Origin of the sequence: Streptomyces sp. AgN23, from assembly GCF_001598115.1 — a bacterium.
Classification (GTDB): Bacteria; Actinomycetota; Actinomycetes; order Streptomycetales; family Streptomycetaceae; genus Streptomyces; species Streptomyces antimycoticus.
In genome coordinates, this window is record NZ_CP007153.1 from 8,535,396 (window position 1) to 8,557,530 (window position 22,135).

Consider the following 22,135-nt stretch of genomic DNA (forward strand, 5'->3'; position numbering starts at 1 on the left):
CAGACCGGATGTTCCGCCGCACATTCTGGTTCACCACCGGCGTCGCCGCCGGGGTGTGGGCCACCACCAAGGTCAACCGCAAGCTCAACCAGCTCACCCCGGAGAGTCTGGCGGCGCAGGCCGCCGACCGCGCGGTGCTGGCGGGCCGGCGGATCAAGGTCTTCGCCCTCGACGTACGGGACGGCATGGCCGACCGCGAGGCCGCGCTCAAGGACGCGCTCGGGCTCTCGGCGCCACCGCCGGACGACCGCAAGCAGCTCCCGGCCCAGCGGGGCCGGGTCCAGCTCACCCACACCACTCCCCACAAGCTCCACAAAGCCGGAAATGAGGACCACTGATGGAGTCGGCTGAAATCCGCCGCCGCTGGCTGCGCTTCTTCGAGGAGCGCGGGCACACCGTCGTGCCGTCGGCGTCGCTCATCGCGGACGACCCGACGCTGCTGCTGGTCCCCGCGGGCATGGTCCCCTTCAAGCCGTACTTCCTCGGCGAGGTCAAGCCGCCCTTCGACCGCGCCGTCAGCGTGCAGAAGTGCGTGCGCACCCCGGACATCGAAGAGGTCGGCAAGACCACCCGCCATGGCACCTTCTTCCAGATGTGCGGGAACTTCTCGTTCGGCGACTACTTCAAGGAAGGCGCCATCAAGTACGCCTGGGAGCTGCTGACCGGCTCCCAGGAGGAGGGCGGCTACGGCCTCGACCCCGAGCGGCTGTGGATCACCGTCTACGAGCAGGACGACGAGGCCGAGCGCATCTGGCGCGAGGTGATCGGCGTCCCCGCCGAGCGCATCCAGCGCCTGGGCATGGGCCCGAACTACTGGTCCATGGGCGTCCCCGGCCCCTGCGGCCCCTGCTCCGAGATCAACTACGACCGTGGTCCGGAGTTCGGCGAGGAGGGCGGCCCGGCCGTCAACGACGAGCGCTACGTGGAGATCTGGAATCTGGTCTTCATGCAGTACGAGCGCGGTCCGGGCGAGGGCAAGGAGAACTTCCCGATCCTCGGCGAGCTGCCCAGCAAGAATATCGACACCGGCCTCGGTCTCGAGCGCCTCGCGATGATCCTGCAGGGCGTGCGGAACATGTACGAGACCGACACCCTGCGCGTCGTCATGGACAAGGCCACCGAGCTGACCGGCGTCGCCTACGGCGCCGCCCATGACACCGACGTCGCGCTGCGCGTGGTCGCCGACCACATGCGCACCTCCGCCATGCTCATCGGCGACGGCGTCTCCCCCGGCAACGAGGGCCGCGGCTATGTGCTGCGCCGCATCATGCGCCGCGCCATCCGTAACATGCGCCTCCTCGGCGCCACCGAGCCGGTCGTCGGCGAGCTGGTCGACGTCGTCCTCAAGACGATGGGCCAGCAGTACCCGGAGCTGCTGACCGACCGCAAGCGCATCGAGACCGTCGCCCTCGCCGAGGAGTCGGCCTTCCTCAAGACGCTCAAGGCCGGCACCAACATCCTTGACACCGCCGTCACCGACACCAAGGCCGCCGGTGGCAGCGTGCTCGCCGGCGACAAGGCGTTCCTGCTCCACGACACCTGGGGCTTCCCGATCGACCTCACCCTCGAGATGGCCGCCGAACAGGGCCTCTCGGTGGACGAGGCGGGCTTCCGCCGGCTGATGAAGGAGCAGCGGGAGCGTGCCAAGGCCGACGCCAAGGCCAAGAAGACCGGCCACGCCGACCTGTCCGCCTACCGCGAGGTGGCCGACAGCTCCGGCCTGACCGAGTTCACCGGTTACAGCCACACCGAGGGCGAGTCCACCATCGTCGGCCTGCTGGTCGACGGGGTGTCCTCGCCCGCCGCCACCGAGGGCGACGAGGTCGAGGTCGTCCTGGACCGCACCCCGTTCTACGCCGAGGGCGGCGGCCAGCTCGCCGACACCGGCCGGATCAAGCTGGACACCGGAGCCGTGGTGGAGGTCCGGGACGTCCAGCAGCCGGTGCCCGGCGTCAGCGTGCACAAGGGCGTCGTCCAGGTCGGCGAGGTGACGGTCGGCGCCGGTGTCCACGCCCGGATCGACGTCACGCGCCGCCGCGCCATCGCCCGCGCCCACAGCGCCACCCACCTCACCCACCAGGCGCTGCGCGACGCCCTGGGCCCGACCGCCGCCCAGGCCGGTTCGGAGAACTCGCCCGGCCGCTTCCGCTTCGACTTCGGCTCGCCGGCCGCTGTGCCCGGCGGGGTCCTGATGGACGTCGAGCAGAAGATCAACGAAGTGCTCTCGCGGGAACTCGACGTCTCCGCCGAGGTGATGAGCATGGACGAGGCCAAGAAGCAGGGTGCCATCGCCGAGTTCGGCGAGAAGTACGGCGACCGGGTGCGCGTGGTGACCATCGGCGACTTCTCCAAGGAGCTGTGCGGTGGCACGCATGTGCACAACACCGCCCAGCTGGGTCTGGTGAAGCTGCTCGGCGAATCCTCCATCGGCTCCGGTGTGCGCCGGGTCGAGGCCCTGGTGGGCGTGGACGCCTACAACTTCCTCGCCCGTGAGCACACGGTCGTCTCCCAGCTCACCGACCTGGTCAAGGGCCGCCCCGAGGAGCTCCCGGAGAAGATCTCCGGCATGCTGGGCAAGCTCAAGGAGGCCGAGAAGGAGATCGAGCGGTTCCGCGCCGAGAAGGTGCTGCAGGCCGCCGCCGGTCTCGCCCAGGGCGCCAAGGACGTCCGGGGCACGGCCCTGGTCGCCGCCAAGGTGCCGGACGGCACCTCCGCCGACGATCTGCGCAAGCTGGTCCTGGACGTGCGCGGACGCATCCCGGGTGACCGCCCCGCCGTCGTCGCCCTCTTCACCGTGGCGGGCGGCCGTCCGCTGACCGTGATCGCCACCAATGAGGCCGCCCGTGAGCGCGGTCTGAAGGCCGGTGACCTGGTCCGCACCGCCGCCAAGACGCTCGGCGGCGGAGGCGGCGGCAAACCGGACGTGGCCCAGGGCGGCGGCCAGAACCCGGACGCCGTCGGCGAGGCCATCGAGGCCGTCGAGCGGCTTGTCCAGGAATCGGCCTGATCGCCGTGCGACGCGGCAGGCGGATCGCCATCGACGTCGGGGACGCCCGGATCGGGGTCGCCTCGTGCGACCCCGACGGGATCCTCGCCACCCCCGTGGAGACCGTGCCGGGACGTGACATCCCGGCCGCCCACAAGCGGCTCGCGGCGCTCGTCGAGGAGTACGAACCGCTCGAGGTGGTGGTCGGCCTGCCGCGCTCGCTCAGCGGTCGCGAAGGGCCGGCCGCGGCCAAAGTGCGCACCTTCGCACGGGAGTTGGCGCGTCGGGTCGCCCCGGTGCCGGTACGGCTCGTCGACGAGCGTATGACCACTGTCACAGCGTCCCAAGGGCTGCGCGCCTCCGGGGTGACGTCGAAGAAGGGCCGCTCGGTCGTTGACCAGGCGGCGGCCGTGGTGATCCTGCAGAGCGCGCTGGAGACCGAGCGGGTCTCGGGCAGGGCCCCCGGAGAAGCCGTCGAAGTGGTCATCTGATCGCGGTACGGTAACGTTCCGCGCGACATGGCCGCCGCCACCCGTGCCACGAACACGCCGAGCGGTGACCACCTCCGTCGCTAGGGGATCGATGACTGAGTACGGCCGGGGACCCGGCTCCCAACCGTGGCACCCCGAGGACCCGCTGTACGGGGACCGGGAGTGGAGCAGCCAGCCCACGGTGGCCGGTCAGGATCCCTATGCGCAGGCCCCCTACGCTCAGGAGCCGTACGCGCAGGACCCTTATGCGCAGGAGGGCTACGGCCAGGATCCGTACGGTCAGGGCTCCTACGGGCAGGACGCGTACGCCCAGGATCCCTACGGGCACCAGCAGTATCCGCACGGATATCAGCAGGATCCCCAGCACCAGCAGCACCAGCACCAGCAGCATCAGCAGCCCCAGTGGGACGGCCAGGGCGGCGGCTACCCGCATCAGCGGCACCCGCAGGAGTACCCCGGCCACGGTGTTCCGTACCCGCCCCAGGACGGCTCGTACGGGGGCATGGACCCGCAGGATCCCTACGGGGGCCAGGGCGCTTCCTACCCGGCCCAGGACGCCTACCAGGGACAACAGCGGTCACCGCAGGCCCCGTCGGGACCTCAGGGCGCCCATGTGCCCCCGCAGACACAGCAGATGCCCATGGTGTCCGCGGAGCACCACGTGCCGCGCCAGCGTGAGTCCCCCGAGGAGCCGTCCGCCCGCGCGGACGCCGAGGACGACCACCCGTTCTTCACGGACGGCGGCGGCCGGGGCCTGGACGACGCGGCGGACGATCACGATGACGACGACGAGCCCGGCGCGCGCGGCGGCAAGAAGGGCAAGGGCAAGCCCAAGAAGCGACGCAGCGGCGTGGCCTGCCTCTTTGTCACCGTCGTCCTGGTGGGCGCGGTCGGCGGAGGCGGCTACTACGCCTACGACTTCTGGCAGACCCGTTTCGGCCCCGCACCCGACTACTCGGGCGACGGCACCGGCCGGATCGAGGTGGAGGTTCCCTCCGGCTCCGGCAATGCCGAGATCGGCTCGATCCTCGCCGACAAGGGCGTGGTCAAGAGCAGTGGTGCCTTCGTCGAGGCGGTGGAGGACAGCGGCAAGTTCGTCCAGCCGGGCACCTACAGCCTGCGCAAGGAGATGTCCGGTGCGGCGGCGGTCAAGCTGATGCTCGACCCCACCAGCAGCAACGCCCTGATCGTCACCGAGGGCATGCGCGACGCCACGATCTACGCGGCGATCGACAAGAAGATCGGCCTCAAGGCGGGGACCACCGCGGGCGTCGCCAAGAAGGAGGCCAAGAACCTCGGACTGCCCTCCTGGGCCGACGACAACAGCAAGATCAAGGATCCGCTGGAGGGATTCCTCTACCCGTCCCGCTACAGCGTGGGCAAGGGCGCCAAGCCCGCTGACGTGCTGCGGAAGATGGTCGCCGAGGCCAACCGGAACTACGGCAGCCAGGACCTGGAGGGCAAGGCGAAGGAGCTGGGCCTCAAGTCGCCGCTCCAGCTGATCACCGTGGCCAGCCTGGTCCAGGCGGAGGGCGTCACCCACGACGACTTCCGGAAGATGGCCGAGGTCATCTACAACCGGCTCAAGCTCACGAATCCCGAGACGTACGGCAAGCTGGAATTCGACTCCACGTACAACTACATCAAGAATCAGAGCAAGCTGGATATCCCGATCAGTGAGATCAAGGGATACGACAATCCGTACAACACCTACTTCTACAAGGGGCTCCCGCCGGGGCCGATCGGTAATCCGGGTGCGGACGCGCTGAAGGCGTCGCTGAACCCGACCTCCGACGGGTGGTACTACTTCGTCGCGGTCAGCGGCAAGAGCCAGTTCTCCAAGACCTACGCGGATCACCAGAAGTGGGTCGACAAGTTCAATAAGCAGCGCACGAACAACGGCTGAGGAAAGATGTCGGAAAACCGCAGGGCAGCGGTGCTCGGTTCGCCGATCGCCCACTCCCTGTCACCGGTGCTGCACCGCGCGGCGTACCGGAAGCTGGGCCTGAGCGGCTGGACGTACGACCGCTTCGAGGTGGAGGAGACCGCGTTGCCGGACTTCTTCAAGCACCTCGGCGAGGACGGGGGACCGGCCTGGGCCGGGCTGTCCCTGACCATGCCGCTCAAGCGCGCCGTCATCCCGCTGCTGGATGAGATCACCGACACCGCGGCATCGGTGGAGGCCGTCAACACGGTCGTCTTCACCGACGACGGCCGCAGGCACGGGGACAACACCGATATCCCGGGCATGCTGGCGGCGCTGCGGGAGCGCGGTGTCGGGCGCGTGGCGCGGGCCGCCGTGCTGGGCGCCGGCGCGACGGCCTCCTCGGCGCTGGCCGCGCTCTCCCGGATCTGCGACGGCGAGGTCACCGCGTACGTCCGCAGCGAGGCCCGCGCCGCCGAGATGCGGCAGTGGGGCGAGCGGCTGGGCGTCCCGGTGCGCACCGCGGACTGGGACGACGCGGCCGAGGCGCTCGGCGCGCCGCTGGTGATCGCCACCACCCCCGCGGGCACCACCGACGCGCTCGCCGCGTCGGTACCGGACCGCCCCGGCGCACTCTTCGACGTCCTCTACGAGCCCTGGCCGACCCCGCTCGCCGCCGCCTGGGCGGCCCGCGACGGCTCGGTCGTCAGCGGCCTGGACCTCCTGGTCCACCAGGCGGTGCTGCAAGTCGAGCAGATGACGGGCCGCGCCCCGGCGCCCCTGGACGCGATGCGCGCGGCGCTGGCGGCCCGCTGACCCGCCTCATGGGCCCCTCGTCGGCCCCTGCCCGGCCCGCCGCGACCGTCCCCACGGCGCGTCCCCGGCCCGCCGCGACCGTCCACCCCATGGACCACGCACCGACGGGACTCCCGGGTCGTGGGAGGATCGGAGGTGCGGGCCGGAGTCGCGCGGACCGGGTCGCGCCGCACGACGTCGAGGCACGCGCATGAGGGAGCACCGTTGAGCAGGTTGCGCTGGCTGACCGCGGGGGAGTCGCACGGCCCCGCACTCGTGGCGACGCTGGAGGGGCTGCCCGCCGGGGTGCCGATCACCACCGACATGGTGGCGGACGCCCTGGCCCGACGGCGGCTCGGCTATGGCCGCGGTGCCCGGATGAAGTTCGAGCGTGACGAGGTCACCTTCATCGGCGGCGTACGGCACGGACTGACCCTCGGCTCCCCGGTCGCGATCATGGTCGGCAACACGGAGTGGCCGAAGTGGGAGCAGGTCATGGCCGCCGACCCGGTGGACCCCGAGATCCTCGAGGGACTCGCCCGTAACGCCCCGCTCACCCGCCCCCGCCCCGGCCACGCGGACCTGGCCGGTATGCAGAAGTACGGCTTCGACGAGGCCCGGCCGATCCTGGAGCGCGCCAGCGCCCGGGAGACGGCCGCCCGGGTGGCGCTGGGCACCGTCGCCCGCTCCTACCTCAAGGAGACGGCCGGGATCGAGATCGTCTCGCATGTGGTGGAGCTGGCCGCCGCGAGGGCGCCGTACGGCGTCTACCCCAAGCCCTCCGACGTCGAGAGGCTGGACGCCGACCCGGTGCGCTGCCTGGACGCCGACGCGAGCAAGGCGATGGTGGCCGAGATCGACCAGGCCCACAAGGACGGCGACACCCTCGGCGGTGTCGTCGAGGTGCTCGCGTACGGCGTGCCGGTGGGCCTCGGCTCCCATGTGCACTGGGACCGCCGGCTCGACGCGCGGCTGGCCGGTGCGCTGATGGGCATCCAGGCCATCAAGGGCGTCGAGGTCGGCGACGGCTTCGACCTCGCGCGGGTGCCCGGCTCCAAGGCCCATGACGAGATCGTCTCCACGGACGAGGGCATCCGGCGCTCCTCGGGCCGCTCGGGTGGCACCGAGGGCGGGCTGACCACCGGCGAGCTGTTGCGCGTCCGGGCCGCGATGAAGCCGATCGCGACCGTGCCGAAGGCGCTGGCCACCATCGATGTGACCACCGGCGAGCCGACCAAGGCCCACCACCAGCGCTCCGACGTCTGTGCCGTCCCGGCGGCCGGGATCGTCGCCGAGGCGATGGTCGCGCTGGTCCTGGCGGACGCGGTCGCGGAGAAGTTCGGCGGCGACTCGGTCGCCGAGACGCGGCGTAACGTTCAGAGCTTCCTCGAGAACCTGGCCATTCGGTGAGCGACGCACACGAGGCCGCCGGGCGGCAGACGGACGACGAGGCGTGCCTTCGCCGAGCGGGCGACGGTAACACTTGCCGCTGCCGCGGCGGGGCGAACGATTCGGGGGGGCTGAGCGACGCACACGAGGCCGCCGGGCGGCAGACGGACGACGAGGCGTGCCTTCGCCGAGCGGGCGGAGAAGCGAACGATTCGGGGGGGCTGAGCGACGCACACGAGGCCGCCGGGCGGCAGACGGACGACGACGCGCGCCCTCGCCGGGCGGGCGACGGTGCCCGCGGCCAAGCCGCCGATGTGACGAGCAGCCGCTGCCGCGGCGGGGCGGACAGTGCGGCGGGGCTGACGGGGCAGGCCGGTGGGGGTCCGGTCGTCGTGCTGGTCGGGCCCATGGGCGTCGGGAAGACCACCGTCGGGCAGGTGCTCGCGCAGCGGCTCGGCACCACCTTCCGCGACAGCGACACCGACATCGTCGCGACGGCGGGCAAGGAGATCTCGGAGATCTTCATCGACGAGGGCGAGCCGCACTTCCGTGAGCTGGAGCGGCAGGCCGTACGGACCGCCGTCGCCGAGCATCGGGGTGTGCTCGCGCTGGGCGGCGGCGCCGTCCTCGACGAGAGCACTCGTGAGCTGCTCGTCGGCCTCCCCGTCGTCTTCCTGGAGATGGGCGTCGCCGAGGCCGTCAAGCGCACCGGGCTGGACGCCCCGCGCCCGCTGCTCACGGTCAACCCGCGCCAGCGCTGGCGTGAGCTGATGGAGCAGCGCCGCCCGCTGTACACCGAGGTCGCCCGCGCGGCCGTGTCGACCGAGGACCGCACCCCCGAGGACGTCGCCGAGGCCGTCCTGGACGTACTGGAGCTGAAGAACGCATGACACCCCCCGTGGCCGATACTCCTACGCGCATCCAGGTCGGAGGCACCGCGGGCACCGCGCCGTACGAGGTGCTGATCGGCCGGCAGCTGCTCGGCGAGCTCCCCGGGCTGATCGGCGCCGGCGCCCGCCCGTCTCCCACCACCACCCTCAACGGAGGCGCTCCGCGCCGCGGCCATGTCCAACGCGTCGCCGTCCTGCACCCCGAGGCGCTGGCCGAGACCGGTGAGGCCATCCGCCAGGACCTCGCCGAGCAGGGGTACGACGCCGTCGCGATCCAGCTGCCCAACGGTGAGGAGGCCAAGACCGCCGAGGTCGCCGCGTACTGCTGGAAGGCGCTCGGGCAGACCGGCTTCACCCGCACCGATGTGATCGTCGGCGTCGGCGGCGGCGCGACCACCGATGTCGCCGGATTCGTCGCCGCGACCTGGCTGCGCGGCGTGCGCTGGATCGCCGTTCCCACGACCGTGCTCGCCATGGTCGACGCCGCCGTCGGCGGCAAGACCGGGATCAACACCGCCGAGGGCAAGAACCTCGTCGGCGCCTTCCACCCCCCGGCCGGGGTGCTGTGCGATCTGGCCGCGCTGGACTCGCTGCCGGTCAACGACTACATCAGCGGGCTCGCCGAGATCATCAAGGCGGGCTTCATCGCCGACCCGGAGATCCTGGAGCTGATCGAGCGGGACCCGGCCGCGGCCCGCACCCCCGCCGGTCCGCACACCGCCGAGCTCATCGAGCGCTCCATCCGGGTCAAGGCCGAGGTCGTCTCCAGCGACCTCAAGGAGTCCGGGCTGCGGGAGATCCTCAACTACGGGCATACGCTCGCCCACGCCATCGAGAAGAACGAGCGCTACAACTGGCGCCATGGCGCGGCCGTTTCCGTGGGCATGGTCTTCGCCGCCGAGCTGGGGCGGCTGGCGGGCCGTCTGGACGACGCCACGGCCGACCGCCACCGCGCCGTCCTGGAGTCTGTGGGCCTGCCGCTCACCTACCGTGGCGACCAGTGGCCCAAGTTGCTGGAGACCATGAGGGTCGACAAGAAGTCCCGCGGTGACCTGCTGCGCTTCATCGTCCTGGACGGTCTCGCCAAGCCCACCGTCCTGGAGGGTCCGGACCCGGCGGTGCTGCTCGCCGCGTACGCCGAGATCTCCCGCTGACCCGGGACGTATCCGTCGTCGGCGTAGTCGCCGCGTCACAACGTGGTCATCGCCCTCGAAGCCCGCGGCATCGCCGCGGGCTTTCGAACAGCTTCCCAACCCCTCGCAGTTGCGGCTCTTGCCGGACGAATTGCCTGGCCGGCAAGGGATGGCGGGCACACAACGGGTTTGCGGGGCGTTCACACAGCGACGCTCTGGGCAGGTACCGTTCGGTAGGAGCGGCCTCACCGCCGTATCACACGTGACAGTTGTCGGATGAGAACTGCCTGTACGAGACGGAGTGCCACCGGATGCAGCATGCAGTGGGAGCTCCGCTGCCACCGCCCCACCAGCCGGGGCCGGTGCCCGGTCCGCAGGGTGCGGGCTGGGCCCAGGGCGCGAGTGCGAACCATCACCCGGGACCTCACCCCAATCCCCCCGCCCCGCCCGCGCCTCCGGTGCCCGGGCACCCCGCACCGCCCGCACAACATCCGGTGTCGCCTCCGCCGGCCCCGCCCGCGCACCCCGGGGCGCCGCTGGAGACGGTGAACACCACCGGCCATGTCCAGCTGCCGCCCGGCGGTCCGGTGCCGCTGCCGCACCCCCCGGCCGACCCGTCGCTCGCCGATGTCTCGCAGGCGGCGGTGGCGGTGCTGCTGATCGGGCCGGCCGGGGCGGGCAAGACGACGGTCGCGCGCCACTGGGCCGACCGCCGCCGGGTGCCGACCGCGCACATCAGCCTGGACGATGTGCGGGAGTGGGTCCGGTCCGGTTTCGCCAACCCCCAGTCGGGGTGGAACGAGAACTCCGAGGCGCAGTATCGTCTCGCCCGCCGCACCTGCGGCTTCGCCGCCCGTAACTTCCTCGCCAACGGGATCTCCTGCATCCTCGACGACGCCGTCTTCCCCGACCGCCCGGTCGTCGGCCTCGGCGGCTGGAAGCGCCATGTGGGCCCCGGTCTGCTGCCGGTGGTGGTCCTTCCGGGCCTGGAGATCGTCCTGGAGCGGAACGCGGCCCGCACCGGCAACCGCCGCCTCAGCGACGAGGAGGTGGCGCGGATCCACGGCCGGATGGCCGGGTGGTACGGCTCCGGCCTGCCGATCATCGACAACTCCGCGCATGACGTGGAGACCACGGCCCGCATGCTCGACGAGGTCGTCACCCGCTCCATCGCGAGCCCGCCCAGCTGGTAGCACGACCCCATCCGGACCCGTTCGACCGGCCGTCCTCCCCGAGCGTGCGTAGGCTCGGGGACATGTCCGAGGTGTACGCGGCCCGACGTGCCCGTCTGCACGATCAGTGCACCGCGGCCGGGAGCGCGGCGGCGCTGGTGTCCCGGCCCGCCAATGTGCGCTATCTGTGCGGCGCCGTGCCGCCCGGGGCCGTGCTGTTGCTCGGCCCCGTCCAGGATGTGGTGGTGGCCACCGAGGTCCCGTCCGCCCCACCGCTCTCCCCATACCTCTCCTCGGGACCGACGCGTTCGGAGGAGCCCCGGCTGCTCGTCATGCCCGGCGCGGACGGCGATCCGGCGGTGGCGGCCGCCGATCTGGCCGCGGCGGACGGCGCCGACTCGCTGGCCGTCGAGGAGCACGATCTGACCGTCGCCCGCCATCGGGCGCTCGGCGCCGCGGCCCCCCGGCTCCGTCTGGCCGATCTGGACCGTGCCGTCGAGCAGTTGCGGCTCGTCAAGGACGACGAGGAGATCTCCTGTATGCGGATCGCGGGGGAGCTGGCCGACCAGGCGCTCGGCGAGCTGCTGGAGTCGATCCTGGTGGGCCGCACCGAGCGTCATCTGGCGCTGGAGCTGGAGCGCCGGCTGGTGGACCACGGCGCGGACGGCCCGGCCTTCCCCACCGTCGTCGCGGCGGGGCCCCACGCGGGGCGCCCGGGCCATCTGCCCACCGACCGGCGGGTCGAGGAGGGCGACTTCCTCACCATCTGCCTCGGCGCCGAATACCGCGGCTACCGCTGCCAGGTGGGCCGCACCTTCGTCATCGGACCCTCGCCCGCGGACTGGCAGGTCGAGCTGTACGATGCCGTCTTCGCCGCGCAGCGGGCCGGGCGGGAGGCGCTGTTGCCGGGCCGGGCCTACTGCGATGTGGACCGGGTGACCCGCCAGGTGCTGACCGCGGCGGGCTACGGAGACGCCCTCGAACCGTGCACCGGACACGGTGTGGGCCTGGAAATCGACGAGGACCCTCGGCTCACACCGTCCGCCATGGGTAAACTGGACGCTTGTGTGCCGGTCACCGTCGAGCCGGGGGTCCACCTCCCGGGACGGGGCGGTGTCCGGATCGATGACACGCTCGTCGTCCGCCCCGAGGCGGACGGCGGACCCGAGCTACTCACCATCACGACCAAAGAGCTGCTCGCACTCTGAAGAACAGGGCGCGTCGGCGGCTTTCTGGTCTCCGCCAGCTGTAGTCCAGGAGAACCCGCAACCGTGGCATCCACGAACGACCTCAAGAACGGCTTGGTGCTCAAGCTCGAAGGCGGCCAGCTGTGGTCCGTCGTCGAGTTCCAGCACGTCAAGCCCGGCAAGGGCCCCGCCTTCGTGCGTACCAAGCTCAAGAACGTGCTGTCCGGCAAGGTGGTCGACAAGACCTTCAACGCCGGCGTGAAGGTCGAGACGGCCAATGTCGACAAGCGCGGCATGCAGTTCTCGTACAAGGACGGCGAGAGCTTTGTGTTCATGGACATGGACACTTTCGACCAGATCTACATCACCCCCGAGGTCGTGGGCGACAACGCCCGCTATCTGCTGGAGGGCTTCGAGGCCGTCGTGGCGATGTACGAGGGCAACCCGCTGTACGTCGAGCTCCCCGCCGCGGTCGAGCTGGTGATCGAGTACACCGAGCCGGGCGTCCAGGGCGACCGCTCCACCGGTGGCACCAAGCCCGCCAAGCTGGAGACCGGCTACGAGATCGGCGTCCCGCTGTTCATCACCACCGGTGAGAAGATCAAGGTCGACACCCGCTCCGGCGAGTACCTCGGTCGGGTGAACAACTAACCGTGGCTGCCCGCAACAAGGCCCGTAAGCGTGCCTTTCAGATCCTTTTCGAGGCCGATCAGCGCGGCACCACCGTGCAGATCGTGCTCGCGGACTGGATCCGGCTCGCCCGGACCGACGACCGGCAGCCGCCGGTCAGCGAATACACGATGCAGCTCGTCGAGGGATACGCGCGGCACATCGACCGGATCGACGAACTGATCGCCACCTACGCGGTGGGCTGGACGCTGGACCGGATGCCGGTCGTCGACCGGAATATCCTGCGGCTGGGCGCGTATGAGCTGGTGTGGGAGGACGAGACCCCGGACGCGGTGGTGATCGACGAGGCGGTGCAGCTCGCCAAGGAGTTCTCCACCGACGACTCGCCGGCCTTTGTCAACGGTCTGCTGGGCCGTATCAAGGAGCTGAAGCCGAGTCTGCGTCGCGATCAGGAACACCCGGAGCACCGGGCATAACCGCGACGGGGCCGTCACGCCGGACCACGAGCCGGACCGCCGGGCCACACGACCGACGCCGCACAGGCGCGTCATACGACAAAGCCGCCGGGGGCGGTGGAGGACCCAGAAGGGCTCCACCGCCCCCGGCGGCACGTTTCTGCTGGTGAAGAGGGAAAGGGGACGGAGACTCAGACGTCTTCGTGCTGGACCGCGCGGCGGGCGTCGGCGCCCAGCACGCCCCAGCTGATCAGCTGTTCGGTCAGCACGGACGGCGACTGGTCGTAGATAACGGCGAGGGTGCGCAGGTCGTCCTGGCGGATCGAGAGCACCTTGCCGTTGTAATCGCCACGCTGGCTCTGGATCGTCGCGGCATACCGCTGCAGCGGGCCTGCCTTCTCGACCGGCACATGGGCCAGTCGCTCAAGGTCCAGTACCAGCTTCGGCGGCGGCTCGGCGGCCCCGGCCGGGCTCGTGCCCGGAAGCAGCTCCTGCACCGGGACGCCGTAGAAGTCGGCCAGCTCGGCGAGACGCTGCACGGTCACGGCGCGGTCGCCGCGCTCGTACGATCCCACCACCACGGCCTTCCAGCGGCCCTGGGACTTCTCCTCGACACCGTGGAGGGAGAGGCCCTGCTGGGTGCGGATGGCGCGGAGCTTGGCCCCGAGCTGTTTGGCGTATTCGCTGGACATAAAGCTCCCCGGACGCTGTATCGACGTGCGGCTGTGCCGCGCGGCTGGTCACTCACTGTGAGGTTACGCAGCGTAATTTCCATTCGTCAAGCCGAACGGAGCGGAGGGGCTCCGGCCAGGGGTGATGGCAGGAGCACCCGGGACCCCTGCTAGTGTGAATGGCGCAAATCCGACCGTCCTTTAAGGTCCGTCCCGTGAGGCGGAGAAGGAGGTCCGTTTCGTATGGACGCCCGAACCTCGGACGCCGCGCGTTCCGTGCTGGAAGCACCGGATATCGCGCGCGTTCTCACCCGCATCGCCCACGAGATCGTCGAGCGCGCCAAAGGCGCCGATGACGTGGTGCTGCTCGGCATTCCCACCCGTGGTGTCTTTCTCGCCCGGCGGCTGGCCGCCCGGCTCGAAGAGATCACCGGCAAGCCCGGCCGGATCCCGGTCGGCTCGCTCGACATCACGATGTACCGCGACGACCTGAGGCTGCGACCGGCCCGCGCACTCGCCCGTACCGAGATCCCCGACGACGGCATCGACGGCCGTCTGGTGGTCCTCGTCGACGATGTGCTCTTCTCCGGCCGCACCATCCGCGCCGCGCTCGACGCCCTCGGTGACATCGGGCGGCCCCGCGCGGTCCAGCTCGCGGTCCTCGTCGACCGTGGTCACCGTGAACTGCCCATCCGCGCCGACTATGTCGGTAAAAACCTCCCCACGTCGCTGCGGGAGACGGTCAAGGTCCAGCTCACCGAGGAGGACGGCCGCGACAGCGTGCTCCTCGGGCTGCGCGGGACCGCCCCCGCGGACGGGAAGTAGCGCCCCTCACCGACGGCGAGTGCCGCCCCGGCGACCCCGGGGGACCCGCCCGACGGACCACCGGTGCCGCCATGACACCGGTCCCCGCGCCTGCCCGCCCGCACGCCCGCACACCTCCTTCACCCACGGAGCAACCGGATGAAGCGCCACCTCATCTCGGCCGCCGACCTCTCGCGCGACGATGCCGTCCTGATCCTCGACACCGCCGAGGAACTGGCCCGGCTCGCCGACCGGCCGATCAAGAAACTGCCGACCCTGCGCGGCCGTACCGTCGTCAACCTCTTCTTCGAGGACTCCACCCGCACCCGCATCTCCTTCGAGGCAGCCGCCAAGCGGCTGTCCGCCGACGTCATCAACTTCTCCGCCAAGGGCTCCTCGGTCTCCAAGGGCGAGTCCCTGAAGGACACCGCGCTCACCCTGGAGGCGATGGGCGCCGACGCCGTCGTGATCCGCCACCACGCCTCCGGCGCCCCGCACCGGCTCGCCACCTCCGGCTGGATCAACGGCGCCGTGGTGAACGCGGGCGACGGCACCCATGAGCACCCCACCCAGGCGCTGCTCGACGCCTTCACCATGCGCCGCCATCTGATCCCGGACGCCTCCGGCGTCGGACAGGACCTGGCCGGGCGCCGGGTCACGATCGTCGGCGACATCCTGCACAGCCGGGTGGCCCGCTCCAACGTCCATCTGCTGGCCACCCTCGGCGCCGAGGTCACCCTGGTCGCCCCGCCGACGCTGGTCCCCTTCGGCGTGGAGAGCTGGCCCTGCGAGGTCGCCTACGACCTGGACGCGGTGGTCGGCAAGACCGACGCCGTGATGATGCTGCGCGTCCAGCGCGAGCGGATGAACGCCGCGTTCTTCCCCACCGAGCGGGAGTACGCCCGCCGCTACGGCCTGGACGGCGACCGCATGGCGCGGATGCCGGAGCACGCCATCGTGATGCACCCCGGCCCCATGAACCGCGGTATGGAGATCACCGCGGAGGTCGCGGACTCCGACCGCTGCACCGCCGTCGAGCAGGTCGCCAACGGCGTCTCGATCCGCATGGCCGTCCTGTATCTGCTGCTCGGCGGGAACGAGTCCGCCGTCGCCACCGCCCGCACCGAGGAGAGCAAGTAACCATGAGCGACACCCACAAGACGCTGCTTCGCGGGGCGAAGGTGCTCGGCGGTGAGCCGCGGGACGTGCTGATCGAGGGGGAGCGCATCGCCGCGGTCGGCACCGGGCTGGACGCGGACGGCGCCACCGTGATCGACGTCGTCGGGCAGATCCTGCTGCCGGGCCTGGTCGACCTCCACACCCATCTGCGCGAGCCCGGCCGGGAGGATTCCGAGACGGTCCTCACCGGCACCCGGGCCGCCGCGGTCGGCGGCTTCACCGCCGTCCACGCCATGGCCAACACCTTCCCGGTCGCGGACACCGCGGGCGTCGTGGAGCAGGTGTGGCGGCTGGGCAGGGAGTCCGGCTACTGCGACGTCCAGCCGGTGGGCGCGGTGACCGTGGGCCTGGAGGGCAAGAAGCTCGCCGAGCTGGGCGCGATGCACGACTCCGCCGCCGGGGTGCGGGTCTTCTCCGACGACGGCAAATGCGTGGACGACGCGGTGATCATGCGCCGCGCGCTGGAGTATGTGAAGGCGTTCGACGGCGTCATCGCCCAGCACGCCCAGGAGCCCCGGCTCACCGAGGGCGCCCAGATGAACGAGGGCATCGTCTCCGCCGAGCTGGGCCTGGGCGGCTGGCCGGCCGTCGCCGAGGAGTCGATCATCGCCCGCGATGTGCTGCTCGCCGCGCACGTCGGCTCCCGGGTGCACATCTGCCATCTGTCCACCGCGGGCTCGGTCGAGATCGTCCGCTGGGCCAAGTCCAAGGGCTGGAACGTCACCGCCGAGGTCACCCCGCACCATCTGCTGCTCACCGACGAGCTCGTACGCTCCTACGACCCCGTCTACAAGGTGAACCCGCCGCTGCGCACCGAGGCCGATGTGATGGCGCTGCGCGAGGCGCTCGCCGACGGCACCATCGACTGCGTGGCCACCGACCACGCCCCGCATCCGCATGAGGACAAGGACTGCGAGTGGGGCGCCGCGGCCATGGGCATGGTCGGTTTGGAGACCGCGCTGTCCGTGGTCCAGCACACCATGGTCGACACCGGGCTGCTGGACTGGACGGGCGTCGCCGACCGGATGTCGGTGCGGCCCTCGGCCATCGGCCGCCTGACCGGCCACGGCCGCCCCATCGCCGCCGGGGAGCCCGCCAACCTCACCCTGCTCGACTCCGCTTACCGTGGTGTGGTGAACCCCGCGGGCTTCGCCTCCCGCAGCCGCAACACCCCCTACGAGGGCCGCGAACTGCCGGGCCGCGTGACGTACACCTTCCTGCGGGGCCGGGCGACGGTTGTGGACGGGAAGCTGGCGTGACATCTGTGAACCATCCGGTGGCGGGCCTCGCGGGATTCGCGGGCCTCGCGGCCGAGCAGAAATCGCAGGACGTGACGGACTGGGCCGCCCGGATCGGCTGGGTCGTCGGGCTGCTGCTGGTCATCGCGCTGGTCTACTGGCTGATGCGCGAGGGCTGGAAGTGGCGCGGCACCCTCCAGGGCGACCTCCCCGAGCTGCCCCAGGCCCCGTCCGAGCCCGGTGACCCGCGGCTGGCCCACCCGTCGCCCGCCACCACCCTCAAAGGAAATGAGCCCCTTAGGCTCAGCGGCCGCTACCACGGCTCCACCACCGCCGGGCAGTGGCTGGACCGGATCGTCGCCCACGGCCTCGGCACCCGCAGCCGGGTCGAGCTCACCCTCACCGACCAGGGCGTGAGCGTCGTCCGGCCGGGCGCCCAGGACTTCTTCATCCCCGCCGCCCAGCTGCGCGGCGCCCGGCTCGACAAGGGCATCGCCGGCAAGGTCCTCGCCGAGGGCGGACTGCTGGTGATCACCTGGCAGCTCGGCGAGAAGCTGATCGACTCGGGCTTCCGCTCCGACCACGCGGCCGACCACCCGGCCTGGGTCGACGCCCTCACCACCTCCGACAGCGACCAGAACAACCCCAGCAACCAGACGGAAGGCGCCGAACGATGACGACCTCCACCCGGGGCACCAGCGCCCCTGCCGTACTCGTCCTGGAGGACGGCCGCACCTTCCGCGGCCGGGCCTACGGGGCCGTGGGGGAGACCTTCGGCGAGGCCGTGTTCTCCACCGGAATGACCGGCTACCAGGAGACCCTGACCGACCCCTCCTACCACCGCCAGGTCGTCGTGATGACCGCCCCGCACATCGGGAACACCGGCGTCAACGACGAGGACCCGGAGTCCAAGCGCATCTGGGTCTCCGGCTATGTGGTGCGCGACCCGGCCCGTACGCCCTCCAACTGGCGCTCCCGCCGCTCGCTCGACGAGGAGCTCACCGCCCAGGGCGTCGTCGGCATCAGCGGGATCGACACCCGCGCCCTCACCCGCCATCTGCGCGAGCGCGGCGCCATGCGCGTGGGCATCTTCTCCGGCGCGGCTGTCGCCGACGAGGCCACGCTGCTCGCGAAGGTGCAGGCCGCCCCGCAGATGAAGGGCGCCGACCTCAGCGGCGAGGTGGCCACCGCCGAGACCTACGTCGTCCCGGCGATCGGCACCAAGAAGTTCACCGTCGCCGCGATCGACCTGGGCATCAAGGGCATGACCCCGCACCGGATGGCCGAGCGCGGCATCGAAGTGCACGTGCTGCCCGCGACCGCCACCGCCGAGGACGTCTACGCGGTGGGCCCGGACGGGGTCTTCTTCTCCAACGGCCCCGGCGACCCGGCCACCGCCGACCACCCCGTCGCCCTGATGCGGGCCGTGCTGGAGCGCTCCACACCGCTGTTCGGCATCTGCTTCGGCAACCAGATCCTCGGCCGCGCGCTCGGCTTCGGCACCTTCAAGCTGAAGTACGGCCACCGCGGGATCAACCAGCCGGTGCAGGACCGCACCACCGGAAAGGTGGAGGTCACCGCCCACAACCACGGCTTCGCCGTGGACGCCCCGCTCGACGCGCCGTCCGACACCCCCTTCGGCCGCGCCGAGGTCTCCCATGTCTGCCTCAACGACAACGTGGTCGAGGGGCTTCGGCTGCTCGACCGCCCCGCGTTCAGCGTCCAGTACCACCCCGAAGCCGCCGCAGGTCCGCATGACGCCGCGTACCTTTTCGACCGCTTCGTGTCCCTGATGGAGGGCCAGCGTGCCTAAGCGCACCGACATCCAGTCCGTCCTGGTCATCGGCTCCGGCCCGATCGTCATCGGCCAGGCCGCCGAGTTCGACTACTCCGGCACCCAGGCCTGCCGGGTGCTGAAGTCCGAGGGCCTGCGGGTCATCCTGGTCAACTCCAACCCGGCCACGATCATGACCGACCCGGAGATCGCCGACGCCACCTACGTGGAGCCGATCACCCCGGAGTACGTCGAGAAGATCATCGCCAAGGAGCGCCCCGACGCGCTGCTGCCCACCCTCGGCGGCCAGACCGCGCTCAACACCGCCATCTCCCTGCACCAGGCGGGAACCCTCGACGAGTACGGCGTCGAGCTGATCGGCGCCAATGTCGAGGCGATCCACAAGGGCGAGGACCGCGACCAGTTCAAGACGGTCGTCGAGGCCGTCCACGCCAAGATCGGCCACGGTGAGTCCGCCCGCTCGGTCATCTGTCACTCCATGGACGACGTCCTCGCGGGCGTCGAGGACCTCGGCGGCTACCCCGTCGTGGTCCGCCCCTCCTTCACCATGGGCGGTGCGGGCTCCGGCTTCGCCCACGACGAGGACGAGCTGCGCCGTATCGCCGGCCAGGGCCTGGCCCTCTCGCCGACCACCGAGGTGCTCCTGGAGGAGTCCATCCTCGGCTGGAAGGAGTACGAGCTGGAGCTGATGCGCGACCGCAACGACAATGTCGTGGTCGTCTGCTCCATCGAGAACTTCGACCCCATGGGCGTGCACACCGGCGACTCGATCACCGTCGCCCCGGCGATGACGCTCACCGACCGCGAGTACCAGATCCTGCGGGACATCGGCATCGCCGTCATCCGCGAGGTCGGCGTCGACACCGGCGGCTGCAACATCCAGTTCGCGGTCAACCCCGAGGACGGCCGGGTCATCGTCATCGAGATGAACCCGCGCGTCTCCCGCTCCTCGGCGCTCGCCTCCAAGGCCACCGGCTTCCCCATCGCCAAGATCGCCGCCCGGCTGGCCGTCGGCTACACCCTCGACGAGATCCCCAACGACATCACCGAGCAGACCCCGGCGTCCTTCGAGCCCACGCTCGACTACGTCGTGGTCAAGGTGCCGCGCTTCGCCTTCGAGAAGTTCCCGGCCGCCGACGCCCGGCTCACCACCACCATGAAGTCGGTCGGCGAGGCCATGGCCATCGGCCGTAACTTCACCGAGGCGCTGCAGAAGGCGCTGCGCTCGCTGGAGAAGAAGGGCAGCCAGTTCGACTTCACCGGGGAGCCCGGGGACAAGGCCGAGCTGCTGGCCAAGGCCACCGCCCCGACCGACGGGCGGATCAACACCGTCATGGAGGCGATCCGCGCCGGGGCCACCCAGCAGGAGGTCTTCGACGCCACCCGCATCGACCCGTGGTTCGTGGACCAGCTCTTCCTGATCAACGAGATCGCGGACGAGGTCGCCGCCGCCGACAAGCTCGTCCCCGAGCTGCTCGCCGAGGCCAAGCGGCACGGCTTCTCCGACGCCCAGATCGCGGGAATCCGCTCGCTGCGCGAGGACGTGGTCCGTGAGGTGCGGCACGCGCTGGGCATCCGGCCCGTCTACAAGACGGTCGACACCTGCGCCGCCGAGTTCGCCGCCAGGACCCCGTACTTCTACTCCTCCTACGACGAGGAGTCCGAGGTCGCCCCGCGCGAGACCCCCGCGGTGATCATCCTCGGCTCGGGCCCCAACCGCATCGGCCAGGGCATCGAGTTCGACTACTCCTGCGTCCACGCCTCCTTCGCGCTGCATGAAGCGGGCTATGAGACCGTCATGGTCAACTGCAACCCGGAGACCGTCTCCACCGACTACGACACCTCCGACCGGCTCTACTTCGAGCCGCTCACCCTGGAGGACGTGCTGGAGATCGTCCACGCCGAGCAGCAGGCGGGCCCGGTCGCCGGTGTGATCGTCCAGCTCGGCGGCCAGACCCCGCTGGGCCTCGCCCAGGCGCTCAAGGACAACGGTGTGCCGATCGTCGGCACCTCGCCCGAGGCGATCAACCTCGCCGAGGAGCGCGGCGCCTTCGGCCGGGTGCTCACCGAGGCCGGGCTGCCCGCGCCCAAGTACGGCACCGCCTTCTCCTTCGCGCAGGCCAAGGGCATCGCCGCCGAGATCGGCTACCCGGTCATGGTCCGCCCCTCCTACGTCCTCGGCGGCCGCGGCATGGAGATCGTCTACGACGAGCCCTCGCTCGCCGCGTACCTGGAGCGGCACGCCGGGCTGATCTCCGAGCACCCCGTGCTCATCGACCGCTTCCTCGACGACGCCATAGAGATCGACGTGGACGCGCTCTACGACGGCGAGGAGCTCTACCTCGGCGGCGTCATGGAGCACATCGAGGAGGCCGGGATCCACTCCGGCGACTCGGCCTGCGCCCTGCCCCCGATCACCCTCGGCGGCTTCGACATCAAGCGGCTGCGCGCCTCGACCGAGGCCATCGCGCGCGGGGTGGGCGTCCGCGGACTGATCAACATCCAGTTCGCGCTGGCCGGGGACATTCTGTACGTATTGGAGGCGAACCCGCGCGCCTCGCGTACCGTCCCCTTCACCTCCAAGGCCACCGCCGTACCGCTGGCCAAGGCCGCCGCCCGGATCTCGCTGGGCGCCACCATCGCCGAGCTGCGCGCCGAGGGGCTGCTGCCCTCCAGCGGCGACGGCGGCACGCTGCCGCTGGACGCGCCGATCTCCGTCAAGGAGGCCGTGATGCCGTGGTCGCGGTTCCGGGACGCCTCCGGGCGCGGGGTGGACACCATTCTCGGCCCGGAGATGCGCTCGACCGGTGAGGTCATGGGCATCGACTCGGTCTTCGGTGCGGCCTACGCCAAGTCGCAGGCCGGGGCGTACGGCGCGCTGCCGACCAAGGGGCGCGCGTTCGTCTCCGTCGCCAACCGCGACAAGCGTTCGATGATCTTCCCGGCCCGGGAGCTGGTCGGCCTCGGCTTCGAACTGCTGGCCACCTCGGGCACGGCGGAGGTGCTCAAGCGCAACGGGATCAACGCGACCGTGGTGCGCAAGCACAGCGAGGGCGAGGGCCCGAACGGCGAGAAGACCATCGTCCAGCTCATCCACGAGGGCGAGGTCGACCTGATCGTCAACACCCCGTACGGGACCGGGGGGCGGCTGGACGGCTACGACATCCGTACGGCGTCCGTCGCCCGCGGGGTGCCCTGCCTGACCACCGTCCAGGCGCTCGCGGCCGCCGTCCAGGGCATCGAGGCGCTGGGCCGGGGCGCGGTCGGCGTCCGATCGCTCCAGGAACACGCGGAACATCTGACCGCCGCCCGCGAGGAGTGAGGCGAGGGAGGGGGACACCGGCCGGTGTCCCCCTCTTCATGAGCCCACCCTTCTCTTGAGCCCTTGAGCCCTTG

General features: G+C 71.0%; 19 protein-coding genes. 18 read left to right on the top strand and 1 reads right to left on the bottom strand.

Annotation, left to right across the window (positions count from 1 at the left end):
• Nucleotides 1–8: 8 nt before the first annotated feature.
• From AS97_RS37090 to nusB, 12 genes are all read left to right on the top strand, one after another.
• Nucleotides 9–338, top strand: a complete 330-nt coding sequence (locus tag AS97_RS37090; protein ID WP_059146790.1) for a DUF6167 family protein — start codon at nucleotides 9–11, stop codon at nucleotides 336–338.
• Entirely contained in the window at nucleotides 338–3,007 is a 2,670-nt protein-coding gene (alaS, locus tag AS97_RS37095; RefSeq protein ID WP_210566422.1) for an alanine--tRNA ligase, read from the top strand. The genes AS97_RS37090 and alaS overlap by 1 nt, the downstream gene beginning before the upstream one ends.
• A gap of 5 nt (nucleotides 3,008–3,012) precedes the next feature.
• Nucleotides 3,013–3,477, top strand: a complete 465-nt coding sequence (ruvX, locus tag AS97_RS37100; RefSeq protein WP_014056249.1) for a Holliday junction resolvase RuvX — start codon at nucleotides 3,013–3,015, stop codon at nucleotides 3,475–3,477.
• A 91-nt stretch (nucleotides 3,478–3,568) separates the two neighbouring features.
• Nucleotides 3,569–5,383 carry an endolytic transglycosylase MltG gene (mltG, locus tag AS97_RS37105; RefSeq protein WP_210566423.1) on the top strand — a complete coding sequence of 605 codons (1,815 nt, stop codon included), beginning with the start codon at nucleotides 3,569–3,571 and terminating at the stop codon, nucleotides 5,381–5,383.
• A 6-nt stretch (nucleotides 5,384–5,389) separates the two neighbouring features.
• Nucleotides 5,390–6,217, top strand: coding sequence for a shikimate dehydrogenase (locus tag AS97_RS37110; RefSeq protein WP_086705850.1), 828 nt, complete (start codon nucleotides 5,390–5,392; stop codon nucleotides 6,215–6,217).
• Between the two features lie 204 nt (nucleotides 6,218–6,421).
• Nucleotides 6,422–7,606 carry a chorismate synthase gene (gene aroC, locus AS97_RS37115; protein WP_059146786.1) on the top strand — a complete coding sequence of 395 codons (1,185 nt, stop codon included), beginning with the start codon at nucleotides 6,422–6,424 and terminating at the stop codon, nucleotides 7,604–7,606.
• 386 nt (nucleotides 7,607–7,992) lie between these two features.
• A complete protein-coding gene (locus AS97_RS47885) occupies nucleotides 7,993–8,475 on the top strand; it encodes a shikimate kinase (protein WP_059146815.1) in 483 nt (160 codons plus the stop codon).
• Nucleotides 8,472–9,629 carry a 3-dehydroquinate synthase gene (gene aroB, locus AS97_RS37125; RefSeq protein WP_210566424.1) on the top strand — a complete coding sequence of 386 codons (1,158 nt, stop codon included), beginning with the start codon at nucleotides 8,472–8,474 and terminating at the stop codon, nucleotides 9,627–9,629. The genes AS97_RS47885 and aroB overlap by 4 nt, the downstream gene beginning before the upstream one ends.
• Before the next feature lie 290 nt (nucleotides 9,630–9,919).
• Nucleotides 9,920–10,801 carry a Pro-rich N-terminal domain-containing protein gene (locus AS97_RS37130; protein ID WP_059146784.1) on the top strand — a complete coding sequence of 294 codons (882 nt, stop codon included), beginning with the start codon at nucleotides 9,920–9,922 and terminating at the stop codon, nucleotides 10,799–10,801.
• Nucleotides 10,802–10,863: 62 nt separating this feature from the next.
• Entirely contained in the window at nucleotides 10,864–11,988 is a 1,125-nt protein-coding gene (locus AS97_RS37135; RefSeq protein WP_059146783.1) for an aminopeptidase P family protein, read from the top strand.
• 63 nt (nucleotides 11,989–12,051) lie between these two features.
• Complete coding sequence (gene efp / locus AS97_RS37140; protein WP_059146782.1) at nucleotides 12,052–12,618, top strand: elongation factor P; 567 nt, start codon at nucleotides 12,052–12,054, stop codon at nucleotides 12,616–12,618.
• Nucleotides 12,619–12,620: 2 nt separating this feature from the next.
• The gene (nusB, locus tag AS97_RS37145; protein WP_059146781.1) at nucleotides 12,621–13,073 is read left to right on the top strand and encodes a transcription antitermination factor NusB; all 453 of its coding nucleotides are present in this window, start codon (nucleotides 12,621–12,623) and stop codon (nucleotides 13,071–13,073) included.
• Between the two features lie 170 nt (nucleotides 13,074–13,243).
• Here the strand turns inward: nusB and bldD are convergent, their stop codons facing one another.
• Nucleotides 13,244–13,744 (bottom strand): transcriptional regulator BldD, encoded by a 501-nt coding sequence (gene bldD, locus AS97_RS37150; RefSeq protein WP_014056259.1) that lies wholly within the window; start codon nucleotides 13,742–13,744, stop codon nucleotides 13,244–13,246.
• Nucleotides 13,745–13,966: 222 nt separating this feature from the next.
• Here bldD and pyrR point away from each other — a divergent pair, with 222 nt between their 5' ends.
• The 6 genes from pyrR to carB all read left to right on the top strand — a co-directional run bounded on the left by pyrR (nucleotide 13,967) and on the right by carB (nucleotide 22,061).
• Nucleotides 13,967–14,548, top strand: coding sequence for a bifunctional pyr operon transcriptional regulator/uracil phosphoribosyltransferase PyrR (gene pyrR / locus AS97_RS37155; protein WP_059146780.1), 582 nt, complete (start codon nucleotides 13,967–13,969; stop codon nucleotides 14,546–14,548).
• A 138-nt stretch (nucleotides 14,549–14,686) separates the two neighbouring features.
• Entirely contained in the window at nucleotides 14,687–15,667 is a 981-nt protein-coding gene (locus AS97_RS37160) for an aspartate carbamoyltransferase catalytic subunit (protein WP_059146779.1), read from the top strand.
• Nucleotides 15,668–15,669: 2 nt separating this feature from the next.
• Nucleotides 15,670–16,965 carry a dihydroorotase gene (locus AS97_RS37165; RefSeq protein WP_210566425.1) on the top strand — a complete coding sequence of 432 codons (1,296 nt, stop codon included), beginning with the start codon at nucleotides 15,670–15,672 and terminating at the stop codon, nucleotides 16,963–16,965.
• Nucleotides 16,962–17,621 (top strand): hypothetical protein, encoded by a 660-nt coding sequence (locus AS97_RS37170; RefSeq protein ID WP_210566426.1) that lies wholly within the window; start codon nucleotides 16,962–16,964, stop codon nucleotides 17,619–17,621. Before AS97_RS37165 ends, AS97_RS37170 begins: the two co-directional genes overlap by 4 nt.
• Complete coding sequence (carA, locus tag AS97_RS37175; RefSeq protein ID WP_210566427.1) at nucleotides 17,618–18,757, top strand: glutamine-hydrolyzing carbamoyl-phosphate synthase small subunit; 1,140 nt, start codon at nucleotides 17,618–17,620, stop codon at nucleotides 18,755–18,757. Before AS97_RS37170 ends, carA begins: the two co-directional genes overlap by 4 nt.
• Nucleotides 18,750–22,061, top strand: coding sequence for a carbamoyl-phosphate synthase large subunit (gene carB / locus AS97_RS37180; RefSeq protein ID WP_086706085.1), 3,312 nt, complete (start codon nucleotides 18,750–18,752; stop codon nucleotides 22,059–22,061). Before carA ends, carB begins: the two co-directional genes overlap by 8 nt.
• The last annotated feature ends 74 nt before the right edge of the window (nucleotides 22,062–22,135 follow it).

What these genes read in the sequence shown, in the direction of transcription:
- AS97_RS37090 (WP_059146790.1), top strand. Translation starts at nt 9, where the DNA reads ATGTTCCGCCGCACATTCTGGTTCACCACCGGCGTCGCCGCCGGGGTG.
- alaS (WP_210566422.1), top strand. Translation starts at nt 338, where the DNA reads ATGGAGTCGGCTGAAATCCGCCGCCGCTGGCTGCGCTTCTTCGAGGAG.
- mltG (WP_210566423.1), top strand. Translation starts at nt 3,569, where the DNA reads ATGACTGAGTACGGCCGGGGACCCGGCTCCCAACCGTGGCACCCCGAG.
- AS97_RS37110 (WP_086705850.1), top strand. Translation starts at nt 5,390, where the DNA reads ATGTCGGAAAACCGCAGGGCAGCGGTGCTCGGTTCGCCGATCGCCCAC.
- AS97_RS47885 (WP_059146815.1), top strand. Translation starts at nt 7,993, where the DNA reads ATGGGCGTCGGGAAGACCACCGTCGGGCAGGTGCTCGCGCAGCGGCTC.
- aroB (WP_210566424.1), top strand. Translation starts at nt 8,472, where the DNA reads ATGACACCCCCCGTGGCCGATACTCCTACGCGCATCCAGGTCGGAGGC.
- AS97_RS37130 (WP_059146784.1), top strand. Translation starts at nt 9,920, where the DNA reads ATGCAGCATGCAGTGGGAGCTCCGCTGCCACCGCCCCACCAGCCGGGG.
- AS97_RS37135 (WP_059146783.1), top strand. Translation starts at nt 10,864, where the DNA reads ATGTCCGAGGTGTACGCGGCCCGACGTGCCCGTCTGCACGATCAGTGC.
- bldD (WP_014056259.1), bottom strand. Translation starts at nt 13,744, where the DNA reads ATGTCCAGCGAATACGCCAAACAGCTCGGGGCCAAGCTCCGCGCCATC.
- pyrR (WP_059146780.1), top strand. Translation starts at nt 13,967, where the DNA reads ATGGACGCCCGAACCTCGGACGCCGCGCGTTCCGTGCTGGAAGCACCG.
- AS97_RS37160 (WP_059146779.1), top strand. Translation starts at nt 14,687, where the DNA reads ATGAAGCGCCACCTCATCTCGGCCGCCGACCTCTCGCGCGACGATGCC.
- AS97_RS37165 (WP_210566425.1), top strand. Translation starts at nt 15,670, where the DNA reads ATGAGCGACACCCACAAGACGCTGCTTCGCGGGGCGAAGGTGCTCGGC.
- carA (WP_210566427.1), top strand. Translation starts at nt 17,618, where the DNA reads ATGACGACCTCCACCCGGGGCACCAGCGCCCCTGCCGTACTCGTCCTG.